This window comes from Mycolicibacterium phocaicum (assembly GCF_010731115.1).
Classification (GTDB): domain Bacteria; phylum Actinomycetota; class Actinomycetes; order Mycobacteriales; family Mycobacteriaceae; genus Mycobacterium; species Mycobacterium phocaicum.
In genome coordinates, this window is record NZ_AP022616.1 from 911,857 (window position 1) to 925,684 (window position 13,828).

At 69.3% G+C, this 13,828-nt stretch carries 5 protein-coding genes; all 5 read right to left on the bottom strand.

Going from position 1 to position 13,828, the window contains the following annotated elements; all coding sequences use genetic code 11:
* Nucleotides 1-6: 6 nt before the first annotated feature.
* The 5 genes from pks2 to mutA all read right to left on the bottom strand — a co-directional run bounded on the left by pks2 (nt 7) and on the right by mutA (nt 13,644).
* Nucleotides 7-6,255 carry a sulfolipid-1 biosynthesis phthioceranic/hydroxyphthioceranic acid synthase gene (gene pks2 / locus G6N46_RS04415; protein WP_234880646.1) on the bottom strand — a complete coding sequence of 2,083 codons (6,249 nt, stop codon included), beginning with the start codon at nt 6,253-6,255 and terminating at the stop codon, nt 7-9.
* A 663-nt stretch (nt 6,256-6,918) separates the two neighbouring features.
* Nucleotides 6,919-8,211, bottom strand: coding sequence for an esterase/beta-lactamase LipL (lipL, locus tag G6N46_RS04420; protein WP_138249204.1), 1,293 nt, complete (start codon nt 8,209-8,211; stop codon nt 6,919-6,921).
* Nucleotides 8,212-8,568: 357 nt separating this feature from the next.
* Complete coding sequence (gene meaB, locus G6N46_RS04425; protein ID WP_138249203.1) at nt 8,569-9,543, bottom strand: methylmalonyl Co-A mutase-associated GTPase MeaB; 975 nt, start codon at nt 9,541-9,543, stop codon at nt 8,569-8,571.
* 10 nt (nt 9,544-9,553) lie between these two features.
* Complete coding sequence (gene scpA / locus G6N46_RS04430) at nt 9,554-11,803, bottom strand: methylmalonyl-CoA mutase (RefSeq protein WP_138249231.1); 2,250 nt, start codon at nt 11,801-11,803, stop codon at nt 9,554-9,556.
* A 2-nt stretch (nt 11,804-11,805) separates the two neighbouring features.
* Complete coding sequence (gene mutA / locus G6N46_RS04435; protein WP_138249202.1) at nt 11,806-13,644, bottom strand: methylmalonyl-CoA mutase small subunit; 1,839 nt, start codon at nt 13,642-13,644, stop codon at nt 11,806-11,808.
* Between the last annotated feature and the right edge of the window lie 184 nt (nt 13,645-13,828).

The following is a 13,828-nucleotide window of genomic DNA, read 5'->3' on the forward strand; positions in this document are numbered from 1 at the left end:
GACCCGTCATGTCGAAATCGCCGTCGAAATCGCCTCCCCCAGGCGCTCTGCCAGTGCTCGGACATTCGTGATGTCCGACGAACCGATCCGGACTCCCGTCTCGGCTTCGATACGGGTCCGCAGTTCCAGCGCCCCGAGCGAATCGAGGCCGTACTCGGCCAACGGACGGTCGGGATCGACAGATCGCCTAAGTATCATACTCATAGCGTCGGTGATCAGACGCCTCAGCCGAGCCGGCCGCTCTTCCTCCGGCAAAGCATGGAACTCCGCAAGGAATTCGCTGGAGCCCGCGCTCCCCCGCCCGATGCTGGCGAACGATTCGGCAAACTTGCTGGTCTGGGCAAACGCCACCAGCCAGTCGGCCCCCGCTACCGGGGCGTAGCCGGAGTAGGCGCGGTCGTGGCGGATGATCGCATCGAACGCGTATGCGCCGTCTTCCGGAGCGATGGCCATGGCCTCATCCGCGGCCATACCCTGCCCGGCGCCGATCTTGGCCCACGCACCCCACGCGATAGCAGTGGCCGGCAGCCCCTGTGCGCGCCGCCACTGGGTGAACGCGTCGAGCCAGCTATTGGCGGCCGCATATGCAGCCTGCCCTGGTGAGCCCACCATGGCGGCAGCAGACGAGAACGAGCAGAACCAGTCCAGGTCGGCACTGGCAGTCGCCTCGTGCAGGTACCACGCGCCGTACACCTTCGGAGCCCAGTCGCGCTGGATCAGCTCGTCGGTGATGTTCGGCAACGTCGCGTCCTCGACCACCGCGGCGCCGTGCAGCACACCGCGCAGCGGCTTGCCGGTCGACTCAGCGGCGGCGACCAGACGCGTGGCGGTATCGGCGGCCGCGATGTCACCCAGCACCACCTCGACCTCGGCGCCCTTGGCACGAACCGCCTCGATGGCCTGACGGGTGTGCCCGTTCGGCTCCGAACGGGCGTTGAGGACGATGCGTCCGCAGCCGCCCGCTGCTAGCTTGTCGGCCAGGAACAGACCCAGGCCACTGAGGCCACCGGTGACGATGTACGAGCCGTCCGCCCGATACACGGGAGCGTGCTCCGGCGACAGCACTGCCTCGAACTCCCCCGTGTGCGGGATGTCGAGCACCAGCTTGCCGGTGTGGCCTGCCGCGCCCATCACGCGGATGGCGGTCGCGGCGTCGCGCAACGGGTAGTGCGTGGTGTCCGGCACCGGCAGCACACCCTCGGCGATCTGTCCGAAGATCGTCTCCAACATGCCGCGCGTGACGTCGGGGTTGGTCAGCGTCAGCAGCGCCAGGTCCAGTGCGTAGAACGACAGGTTCCGGCGGAACGGGAACAGACCCATTCTGGTGTCGCCGTAGATGTCGCGCTTGCCGATCTCGACGAACCGGCCACCGAAGGTCAGCAGCTCGACGCCGGCCTTCTGCGCCGCACCCGGCAGCGAGTTGAGCACGACGTCGACGCCGTAACCGTCGGTGTCGCGACGGATCTCCTCGGCGAAGGCCGTGCTGCGGGAATCGTAGACGTGCTGAATTCCCCAGCTGCGCAACAGATTTCGACGGTCGTCACTACCCGCGGTGGCGTAGATCTCGGCGCCCGCGGCCCGGGCGATGGCGATGGCGGCCTGGCCCACGCCACCGGTGGCGGAGTGGATCAGCACCTTGTCGCCGGCCTGAATCCGGGCCAGGTTGTGCAGGCCGTACCAGGCAGTGGCGTGCGCACTGGGCACCGCCGCCGCGCTGCCCTCGGGCAGGTCGTCCGGAATCTTCACGGCCAGGTTCGCGTCGCAGGTGACGAACGTCTTCCAGGCGCCGGTCAGCGAGATGCCCGCCACCCGGTCGCCGATCTGATGATCGGTGACGCCCGGCCCCACCGCGGTCACGACACCGGCGAAGTCCGCGCCCGGCTGCGGCAGCCGGCCCTCGAAGCTCGGGTACCGGCCGTAGGCGACCAGTACGTCGGCGAAGTTGAGGTTCGACGCGGCGACCGACACCTCGATCTGGCCCGGTCCCGGAGCGACGCGCTCGTACGCGGCCAGCTCCGCCGATGACAGGTCACCGGGGGTCCGGATCTGCAGTTGCACACCGTCGGTCTCGGGCCGCACGACGGCGGTGCGACGTTCCTCGGGCTGCAGCTGGCTCAGGTTCAGGCGCGCGGTGAACCACTCGCCCGACCGCCACGCGGTCTCGTCCTCTTCGGAACCGGACAGCAGTTCCGCGGCGACGTGCGCGACGTCGGCCTGGACATCCAGGTCGATCTGCGTCGGCCGCATCGCCGGGTACTCCATGCCGATGGCCCGCATGAAACCGCGGATGCCGCCCTGCTCCAGGTTGGCCACGTCGCCCGGCGCCACGGTGCGGGCACCCCGGGTGAGCACGTACAGCCGCGCCGGCTGACCCGGCACGTCCGGCAGACCCCGCACGATGTGGACGAGCTGCTCGACCTGGGCCACTCCGCGCTGCGCGGTGGCCAGGGAAGCCGAAGCCGCGGAGCCCTCGGCCGCACCCGTGACGACGACGACGCCCTTGAACGGCTTGGCCGTCAGCGTCTCCTGCAGCGACTCGAGGTTCGACGCATGGTCGGCGTCGGCCGGCCACGCCATGGTGGAGACGTCGGCCTCGTCGGACTGCAGCACCTCGGACAGCTTCTCGGTCAGGCTGTCGGCATCGGCGGCGGCCGAGATCAGCAGCCAGCGGCCCGGATCGACCACGTTGGCCACCGGGGCGTCCTGGCTGCGCCATTCGATGTTCAGCAGGCGCTCGCCCAGAAGCCGCTCGCGCTGGCCCGCCTCGGACACGCCGGTGCCGAGCCGCAGGCCGGTCACCGCGAGCAGCACCGCGCCGTTCTCGTCGAGCACGTCGATGTCGGCTTCGATCGCCGTCGGCGAGAGGCTGACGAGCTTGACGTAGCAGTAGTGCGCGTTGCGGGTCGACTCGTAGGCCCGCAGCTTGCCGACGCCCAGCGGCAGCATCAGCGCGCCGCTGGTGTCGCCGTGCAGATCGGGATGCGCGGCCACCGCCTGGAAGCAGGCGTCGAGCAGCGCCGGGTGCACGGTGTAGGCGCTCTGCTGCGACCGGATGGCACCGGGCAGCGCGACGGCGGCGAGCACCGTGGTGCCCGCGGTCGTGTGGGCCGCCGTCAGGCCGGAGAACGCCGGGCCGTACTGGATGCCGCGATCGGCGAACCAGGCCCGCAGGTCGCCACCATCGACATCTTCGGTGTGGGCGGCGACCAGCTTGGCCAGGTTGTAGGAAGGACGCAAGGCGTCGTCTGCACTGCCCGATTCCACGGCGTGCAGCGTCGCCGCGGCACGGCGCACCTGCTCGCCGTCCTGGTAGGTCTCGACGAGGAAGTCGATGTCGCCCGACGGCACCGCCGTGGCCACCGCCGACACGGCGGTCTCCTCTTCGAGCAGCAGCATCGCCTCGAAGGTCACGTTGCGGACCTCGGAGGCCTCGCCCAGCACCTCGCGGGCCGCGCCGAGCGCCATCTCGCAGTACGCCGCACCGGGCAGCGCCGCGACGTTGTGGACCTGGTGGTCACCCAGCCAGGGCTGCATGCCGGTGCCCACGTCGGACTGCCAGACGTGCCGCTCGGGCTCCTCCGGGAGCCGCACGTGCGCGCCCAGCAGCGGGTGCACCGCCAGCGACGCCCCGCCGGGGGCCTGCTCGTGCGGGTCCCGCGTCAGGATCAGGTGGTTGCGGGTCCAGGTCGGCAGCGGCACGTCGACCAGCACGCCGTCCGGGTAGATCACCGAGAAGTCGATGGCGGCACCTGCGGTGTGCAGATCGGCGACGACGTCGCGCAGACCGTTCGGCACGTCCTGTTCGCGACGCATCGCGGCCAGGGCGGCGATGCCGATGTCCTGGTGCGCGGCGTTCTGGTTGACGGCGTGCACCAGCAGCGGGTGCGGGGCCAGCTCGATGAACACGCGGAAGCCGTCGTCGAGTGCGGCCTGCACGGCGGCACCGAAGCGCACGGTGTGGCGCAGGTTGTCCACCCAGTAATCCGCGTCGTAGTCCGCGGGGTCACGCGGGTCGTACTGCGTGGCCGAGTAGTACGGCACCGCAGGCTCACCGGGCTCGAGGTCCTCGAGGGCGTCGGCCAGCTCGTCCAGGATCGGGTCGACCTGCGGGGTGTGCGACGCGACGTCGACGGCGACCTCGCGGGCCATGACGCCGCGCTCGTCCCATTCCTTGACCAGCGCGCGGATCGCGTCCTTGTCACCACCGACGACGGTGGACTGCGGCGAGGCGACGACCGCCAGCACCACGTCGCTGACACCGCGGGCGCCGAGCTCGGAGAGCACCTGCTGGGCGGGCAACTCCACCGACGCCATGGCACCCGAGCCGGACACCTTGAGCATCAGGTTCGACCGGCGGCAGATCACCTTCACACCGTCGGCCAGTGACAGCGCGCCGGAGACGACGGCGGCGGCCGACTCACCCATCGAGTGGCCGATGACCGCGCCGGGCTGCACACCGTACGACCGCAGCGTGGCGGCCAGCGCCACCTGGATCGCGAACACGGCGGGCTGAATGCGATCGATGCCGGTCACCGTCTCACCGGCGGTGATGGCGTCGGTGATCGAGAAGCCCGACTCCGCTTCGATGAGCGGTTCGATCTCGGCGATGGCCGCGGCGAATGCGGGCTCGGCGGCCAGCAGACCGGCGCCCATGGCCGCCCACTGTGAACCCTGGCCCGAGAACACCCAGACCGGGCCGCGGTCGCCCTTGCCGGCGGCGGGCTGGAACGGGGTCTCGCCGTCGGCGACGCCACGGAGGGCCTGGATCAGGCCGGCGGCGTCCTCGGCGAGGACGGCGGCGCGAACCGGTCGGTGTGCGCGGCGGCGTGCGAGCGTGTAGGCGGTGTCGGCCAGATCGAGGGCCTCGCCCTGGGCGGCGGCCCAGTCGGCCAGCTTGCCGGCGGTGCGGCGCAACTCGTCGGCCGAGGTGGATGACACGGGGAACAGCAGTTTGCCGCCGATCCCCTGCCCTTCGGACCCGACGACGCGCGGCGACGACTCGGCCGGGGCCTGTTCGACGACGGCGTGCACGTTGGTGCCGGACAGACCGTAGGCGGACACCGCGGCGCGGCGCGGATGGTCGGCGGTCGCGGGCCACGGCACGAGCTCCGTCGGCACGAACAGGCCGGTGCTGATGGCCGCCATCTCGGCGGGCATCTCGTTGAAGTAGAGGTTCTTCGGCACCTCGCCGTGCTGCAGGGCCAGGACGGCCTTCATCAGGCCGACGGCACCCGACGCCGACTGCGCATGTCCGACGTTGGTCTTGACCGAACCCAGCACGACCGGCCCTTGCTTGCCGTAAACCGTTGCCAGACTTGAGTATTCGATCGGGTCACCGACGGGCGTGCCGGTGCCGTGCGCCTCGATGTAGCCGACGGTGGCGGGATCGATGGCGGCGAGGTCCAGCGCGCGGCGGTAGACCGCGACCTGGGCGTCCGCGCCCGGGGTCGCGATGTTGACCGTGTGGCCGTCCTGGTTGCTCGCCGTGCCACGGATGACCGCGAGGATGCGATCGCCGTCGCGCTGGGCGTCGTCCAGGCGCTTCATCATGAACATGACCGACGCCTCGGCGGAGACGAAGCCGTCGGCGGCAACGTCGAAGGCGTGGCAGTGGCCGGTCGGCGACAGCATGCCCTGGGCCGAACCCGAGGACATCTTGCGCGGCTCCAGCATGATCGACACACCGCCGGCGAGGGCGGCGTCGCTCTCGCCGTCGTGCAGGCTGCGGCACGCGTTGTGGATGGCGAGCAGGCTCGACGAACAGGCCGAGTCGACCGTGTACGACGGGCCGTGCGCACCCAGGTGGTACGAGACGCGCCCAGAGGCCAGGCTGAAGTTGTTACCGGTGAAGCCGTACGGGCCCTCGATGGCGTGGGCGTCGGCGGCCAGCAACTGGTAGTCGCCGTGGGTCATACCCACGAAGACGCCGGTGAGCGAGCCGGCCAGGGTGGCGGGATCGATGCCTGCGTGTTCCACGGCCTCCCAAGAGGTTTCGAGGATCAGGCGGTGCTGCGGGTCGATCGCGGTGGCTTCACGGTCGCTGATGTTGAAGAAGTCGGCGTCGAAGCCGGCAACGTCATCGAGGAAACCGCCCCACTTGGACACCGACCGGCCGGGCACGCCGGGCTCCGGGTCGTAGTACTCCTCGGCGTCCCAGCGTTCCAGGGGAACCTTGGTAACCAGGTCGTCACCGCGCAGCAGGGCTTCCCACAGCTCGTCCGGCGAACTGATGCCGCCAGGAAGCCGGCATGCCATGCCGATGATCGCGACGGGTGTCGTCGGTGACCCACCCACTTAGTTACCGCCTCTCCGTGCAGTCCGGCCCGACCCCGACACGCAGTGCCGGGTGGCTTTGCAGACCGCGCTCAAAAATCTCTGCGAAATCGTCTTTGCCGCGTTAAACAAACTGGCTCGAAATCCTACCGGGTCAAATTAACTGATCCGCCGATTCGGGGCTACCCGTTTCGGTCGAATCGCTACCAGGTGACCGTCAGCAGCGGATATCCGCAGCACACTCGCCGCGGAAGACCCAACCCGCCCGGCGCGCCGTTGCGCAGGGGTTTGGTTCGGAGCCTTTTCGAACCAGCCACGGGCCGGAAGCATAGCGGTCCGTAGCGAACATCGTTCACCCCAGCACCGTGCGCACGCGGACGCCGCGACAGGGCAAATGTTTGCGTGGATATCGTTATTGAAATTCGAGCAACACAACGAAAATCACAGAACTACAGGCTGTGGCCATAAAATCGTATTGTCGGCAATGATCGATACGCATGGTATGAAATATCTGGTGTGACGAACTCCGCTCGATACGGGCAAAAAATCAACATGCCCGACATCTGCGCGTATTCGAAAGTCCGGTGCTGAGGGCGGTCCGCATCGCTTCCGATGCGGCCGCATATCTCGCGCGCGCAAACTCCGTCAGCCCGCAACCGGGGCCGGATCGGCGTACGGTGCACCGAACTCCGCGACCCGGCAGAAACCGTTGCTGCGCGCCTGCGCAGCACCGTGTCGCACCATTGCCCCAAGTGCGACGAAACCAGCCTGATCCGCAACCATCAGCGGCGTCAACAGGCGGTTGTGCACGAATCCGAAAGCCAGGCCCCGATCGGGGTCCGCCCAGCCCAGCGACCCGCCCAGTCCGACGTGTCCGAACCCCGGCATGACACCAGGGATCGGTGTGCCGTGATACCCGAGGTTGAAGTCCATCGGCAGGCCGAGGCCCAGATCCGGGAAGAGGCTGCCGGTCCCCCGCAGTTGCGCGACGGTACCGGCCGACAGGAACCGCAGGCCGTCCATCTGGCCGCCGTTGGCCAGCGCGCCGTACACGCGGCCCAGCGCACGCGCGGTGGCCACGCCGTTGGCGCCCGGCATCTCGGAATCCAGCAGTGGCGTGTCGCCCTGCGCCATCGATCGCATGCCGGTGAAGTACATCGAGCCGAATCCACCCGAGAACGGCAGCTTGGCCACGTGCGGCGCCACCGCGTCGAACAGTGGGTTGCGGATGCGGAACTGCGGCCCGATGATCTGCGCGGGCTGGGTGGGCGCATCCGCGGCCGGCCGGCCCAGGTGCAGGCCGTCGATGCCGAGGGGCTCGGCAAGTTCGGTACGGAACAGCTCGCGCATGCTCTGCCCGGTCACCGCGCGGGCCAGCCCGGACAACAGCCAGCCGTAGGTGATGGCGTGGTACGCCGGTCGCCCCTTCATCCAGCTCATCGGCGCCGCCGCCAGCCGCTGCTCCATGAGGCGGTGGTCCATCAGCTCGTCGCGGGTGGCGCCGTTCAGCTGCGACAGCCCGGCGCGGTGCCGCATGAGCTCGCGCACCGTCACGCCGGCCTTGCCGTTGGCCGCGAAGGCCGGCCAGTAGTCGGCGACCGGGACGTCGTAGCCGATCAGGCCCCGATCGGCCAGGCGGTGGATGACGGTCGAGGCCAACCCCTTGGTCGCCGAGAACACCATGGCGCCGGTGTCCGCGTCCCACCGCCGGGTGCCCCACCGGTCGGCCCATCCCGTCCACACGTCGACGACAGGAACGCCGTCGAGGTACACCGAGAGGGCGCCGCCGCCCAGGAAGCGGCTGGGGAACATGGCCGAAAAGGCGCGCACCACTGTTGCGAAGTTCGGGTCAGCGGCACCGTGAACACCCTGCGGAAGAGGTCCGCCGGCGGACCGGAGAGGCGCGACGTTGCGCTCCCGGCGAATTGCGTTGGTCATTACCAAATGATGACGTGCGCCTGCCGCAGATCATCTCCGACGTTATCAATCTGTTAGCTAAATAGTCTGGATACACAGGTTCGGCGTGTCCGCCATATCCACTTCAAGATCGCATTTACGCTGGCGTAACCCGTTGCGGAGTTACTGCCAAGATCGCGAGTTCAGAGGTCAGCCCGCCACCGTTGGCAATATTTCGATAGCCGAACGCCCGTGGTCGCATTTTGGTCCGCAAGTCGGGCCGGCGGCTGGTCCATCCCGAATTCGGTTTCGCCAGCGCCCGACCCGAATACCCGGCAGGCCGGTTCCGTCAGCGCGCCGGCAAACACACCGGCAATTTCAGAACGGGCGCGGCCGGAGTCAGTTCGCGAGGTCGATGATGCGCTGTGCCGCCAGCGCCGGCGTCAACTCACCCTCGCGCACCTGGCGTTCCACCTCGTCGCGATTCGCCTTGACCGCCGGATTCGACAGCACCCGGTCGAGCACCGTGTCGCGCACCATGGTCCACGTCCAGTCGACCTGCTGGGCTCGCCGCCGGGCCTCGAATTCGCCTGCAGCGGTGAGGGTTTCACGATGCTTGAGCACAGTGTCCCACATCGCGGCAAGACCGTCGCCGGTCAGTGCGCTCATGGTCAGCACCGGCGGCCGCCACAGGGTGTCGCGCGGATAGATCAACCGGATCGCCCCGGACAGTTCCCGTGCCGCGGCCTTGGCTTCGATGGCGTGCTCGCCGTCGGCCTTGTTGACCACGATGACATCGGCGAGCTCCAGCACGCCTTTCTTGATGCCCTGCAGCTGGTCACCGGTGCGGGCCAGCGTCAGGAAGACGAAGGTGTCGACCATGTTCGCCACCGTCACCTCCGACTGGCCGACGCCGACGGTCTCGACCAGCACCACGTCGTAACCGGCCGCCTCCAGCAGCACGATGGTCTCGCGGGTGGCCTTGGCCACCCCGCCGAGCGTGCCCGATGTCGGCGACGGCCGGATGTAGGCCTCCGGCTGCACGGCCAGCTGCGCCATCCGGGTCTTGTCGCCGAGGATCGAACCGCCGGTACGCGTCGACGACGGGTCGACGGCGAGCACCGCGACGCGGTGTCCGCGCTCGATCAGGTGCATGCCGAGCGCTTCGATGGTCGTCGACTTGCCGACGCCGGGGACGCCGGTGATGCCGACGTGCAGCGCGCTGCCGGCCTCCGGTGTGAGCTCGAGCAGCAGCTGCTGCGCGGCATCACGATGGTCGGACCGGGTGGACTCGACCAGCGTGATGGCACGCGAGAGCGCCGCCCGATCGCCGGCGCGGATCCTGGCCGCGAGTTCAGGCACCGGGGCCGTCATACCCGCCACCTCAGAGCTTGTAGCCCAGCCGCTCGGCGAGCTTGCCCAACAGGCCGATCGCGGCGTCGGCGATGACCGTCCCGGGCGGGAAGATCGCCGCGGCGCCCGCCTCGTACAGCTCGTCGAAGTCGCCCGGCGGGATCACGCCGCCGACCACGACCATGATGTCCGGACGCCCCACCTCGGCCAGTGCGTCGCGCAGCGCGGGCACCAGCGTCAGGTGACCGGCCGCCAGCGACGACACCCCGACCACGTGCACGTCGTTGTCCGCCGCCTGCCGCGCCACCTCGTCGGGCGTGGAGAACAGCGAGCCGACGTCCACGTCGAAGCCGATGTCGGCGAACGCGGTGGCGATGACCTTCTGGCCGCGGTCGTGGCCGTCCTGGCCCATCTTGGCGACCAGGATGCGGGGGCGACGGCCGTCGGCCTCGGCGAACTTCTCGACCAATTCGGTTGCGGTGCTCACGTTTCCGGTCTTCCCCACCTCGTCGCGATAGACGCCGGCGATGGTGCGGATCTCGGCCTGGTGCCGGCCGTACACCTTCTCCAGCGCGTCGGAGATCTCGCCGACGGTGGCCTTGGCGCGGGCCGCGTTGATGGCCAGCGCCATCAGGTTGTTGCCCAGACCGTCCTCGCCGGCAGTACCGGATTCGCCTGCCGCACGGGTCAATTCGGCCAGGGCCGCCTGCGTGGCGGCCTCGTCGCGGTCGGCGCGCAGCTGTTCGAGCTTGGCGAGCTGCTCGGCCCGCACCCGGCTGTTCTCGACCTTGAGGACCTCGATCTCCTGGTCCTCGTCCACCTGGTACTTGTTGACGCCGATCACCGTCTGGGCGCCGGAGTCGATCCGGGCCTGGGTGCGGGCCGCGGCCTCTTCGATGCGCAGTTTCGGGATGCCCTCGCCGATGGCCTGCGCCATGCCGCCGTGCTCGGCGACCTCCTTGATGTGGGCGCGGGCCTTCTCGGCGAGCTGATGGGTGAGCCACTCGACGTAGTACGAACCGCCCCACGGATCGATGGGCCGCGTGGTGCCCGACTCCTGCTGCAGCAGCAGCTGGGTGTTGCGCGCGATGCGGGCCGAGAAGTCGGTGGGCAGCGCCAGCGCCTCGTCGAGGGCGTTGGTGTGCAGCGACTGCGTGTGGCCCTGCGTGGCGGCCATGGCCTCGATACAGGTGCGAGCCACGTTGTTGAACGGGTCCTGCGCCGTCAGCGACCAGCCCGAGGTCTGCGAGTGGGTCCGCAGCGACAGCGACTTGTCGCTCTTGGGGCCGAACTCGGCCACCAGCTCGCTCCACAGCAGGCGGCCGGCGCGCAGCTTGGCCACCTCCATGAAGAAGTTCATGCCGATGCCCCAGAAGAAGGACAGGCGCGGCGCGAACTTGTCGATGTCCAGGCCCGCGTCCAGCCCGGCCTTGATGTACTCGACGCCGTCGGCCAGCGTGTAGGCCAGCTCCAAATCCGCTGTGGCACCGGCCTCTTGGATGTGGTAGCCCGAGATGGAGATCGAGTTGAACTTGGGCATCTTGGTGCTGGTGTAGCCGAAGATGTCGGAGATGATCCGCATCGACGACTTCGGCGGATAGATGTAGGTGTTGCGGACCATGAACTCTTTGAGGATGTCGTTCTGGATGGTCCCGGCCAGCTTCTCCGGCGGCACGCCCTGCTCCTCGGCGGCCACGACGTACAGCGCGAGGATCGGCAGCACCGCGCCGTTCATCGTCATCGAGACACTGACGCTGCCCAGGTCGATACCGTCGAACAGCTGGCGCATGTCGAGGATGGAATCGATTGCCACACCGGCCATTCCGACGTCACCCTGCACGCGCGGGTGGTCCGAGTCGTAGCCGCGGTGGGTCGCCAGGTCGAAGGCCACCGACAGGCCCTTCTGCCCGGCCGCCAGGTTGCGGCGGTAGAACGCGTTGGACTCGGCCGCGGTGGAGAACCCGGCGTACTGCCGGATGGTCCACGGCTGGTTCACGTACATGGTGGGGTACGGCCCGCGGATGAACGGCGGGGTGCCCGGGAAGCTGTCCAGCGGGTAGCCCGCCTGCGTCGCGGCATCCCGGTCCTCGGCGATGTACACCGGCTTGACGTCGATGCCCTCGGGCGTCGACCAGGTGAGCTGCTCGGCGGTGTAGCCGTGCGCCTGCGCCGCGTCGGCGACATGCGCGCTGACAGCACCGGCGGACGGCGCTGCGGGCTCTTCCCCGTGCAGCGGGACGTCGGCGAAGCTGCCGATGGTGGTCACGTCGGAAGCGGTCATGGTCATGCCCCCAATCGGGTGAGCAGGGTCGAAAGCGCTTCGACGGCATCGATTTTCATGGTCAGGTATTCGTCGGGCTTGTCGGCCGCGTCGGCGACCGACTTCTCCGGTCCGGCGAGGTACACGTGCGCGACGCCGGCCGCGCGGGCGGCCTTGATGATGTCGCTCGCCTCGTCGGCGTACCGGGCGTCGGTACCGCAGACCACCGCGGCCACCTGGCCTGCGGCGGCCGCCGCCACGCCCTGAGCGTCGACGGTGCCGGGGTTGACGGCCTCGATGCCACCGGAAGCCAACAGGTTCGAGGCGAACGTCGTGCGGATGTTGTGCTCGGCCAACGGGCCCACCGGCAGCAGCACGGCCTGCGGGCGCTTGCCGGTCTTGGCCAGGTAGGCGTCGGAGCGATTGCGCAGCGCCTCGAAGGCCGCGGCGTAGCGCACCACGCCCGGGAACGAATCCGTCTGCGCGAGCCGGGTTTCCGCCAGGTTCGGGAACTCGTTGACGCCGGTGAGCGCCGTGCGCCGGTGCGCGATGTCATCGGCGCGACGGTCGGCGATCTCGGCGATCTGGGTGCGCAGGTGCTCACGGGCCGCGACGAAACCGCCCAGCGACTCCAGCTCCTGGAACTTCGCCCAGGCCTGCTGCGCCAGCTGATCGGTGAGGTCCTCGACGAACCACGAGCCACCCGACGGGTCGACGACGCGGCCCAGGTGCGACTCCTCGAGCAGCAGCAGCTGCGTGTTGCGCGCCATGCGGCGGCTGAAAGTGACTGCGGTACCAGGCAATCCGCCGTCGATGGCGGCGTCGAACGTCTCGACCAGCACGGTGTCGGCACCTCCGACGCCGGCGGCGAAGGCGGCGAGGGTGGTGCGGAGCATGTTCACCCACGGGTCGCGCTGCGACATCATGGCCTTCGAGGTGACGGCGTGGATCGTGGCGGCGCCCGCGTCGGGCGCACCGACGACCTCGGCCACCCGGGCCCAAAGCCGGCGCGCCGCACGGAGTTTGGCGATGGTGGCGAACTGGTCGTCGTCCGCGGCGAAGCGGAAGCTGAGCTGCCGCAGCGCGTCGGCGGTCGACAGCCCGCTCTCGGTCAGCAGCCGCAGGTAGGCGACGCCGGCGGCGAGGGCACCGGCCAGCTCCAGCGAGGCGCTCGCACCGAGGTTGTGCAGCGCGGCGGCGTCGACCGTGACGGCGCGCACTCCCCCCTCGTACCCGGTCAGCTTCGCGGCGGTGGCGACGACGTCGGCCTCGGCCGCGGCGGCACGACCCGACAGCGGCGCGGTCAGCGGGTCGGCGCCCAGGTCGATCGACAGCCGGGCGCGCTGGTCGGCATCGAACGGCTCGACCAGTGTCAGCAGCTGATCGGCCGCACCCGCCAGGTCCGCACCGGCATCGAGGAGCACCGGCACCAGATCCAGGAAGACGCCCTCGAACACGCGGTCCAGCTGGTCGACAGGTACGCCGTCAGCACCCACCCGGACCTCGACGGCACTGGTGCCGTCGGTGAGGGCGAGCAGGATGGCGCCGTTCACCGTGGCGACGTCGGCATCGCTGGCGATCGGGAAGGACTCGGTGACCTTCCAGCCGGCGAGCACGTCCCGGTGGGCGTCACCACCGCGGGTGAACGGCCAGTGTCCGGGCAGCGCGGGCTCGGCGAGTCCGTCCAGGCTGGTGTAGAGCGGACGGACCGGGAAGCCGTCGTACGTGGGGGTATCGAGCAGACGCTCAGGGTCTGCCGGCAGATCCTCGACTGCCTTGCGGGTGCTCTTGGCGAGCACGCCGGCGACGTTCTCTTGCCACCGCGCGTAGCGGTCCCGAACGGTGGACGCGTCGACAGTCACCGGCGACTCCCAATCTTTCGGCCATCAGACATATGGCACTGCATGCAGAAATGCCTATCACACTTGATTTTCAGGCTAAATCACGCAGGTCGCTACTACCCAGTAGCTCCACCGCGCACCGGGCGCCCACGACTCTGACGGCAACCGGTCGGCGCAATCGACCGTCTCGTGGACCCGCTCCTGA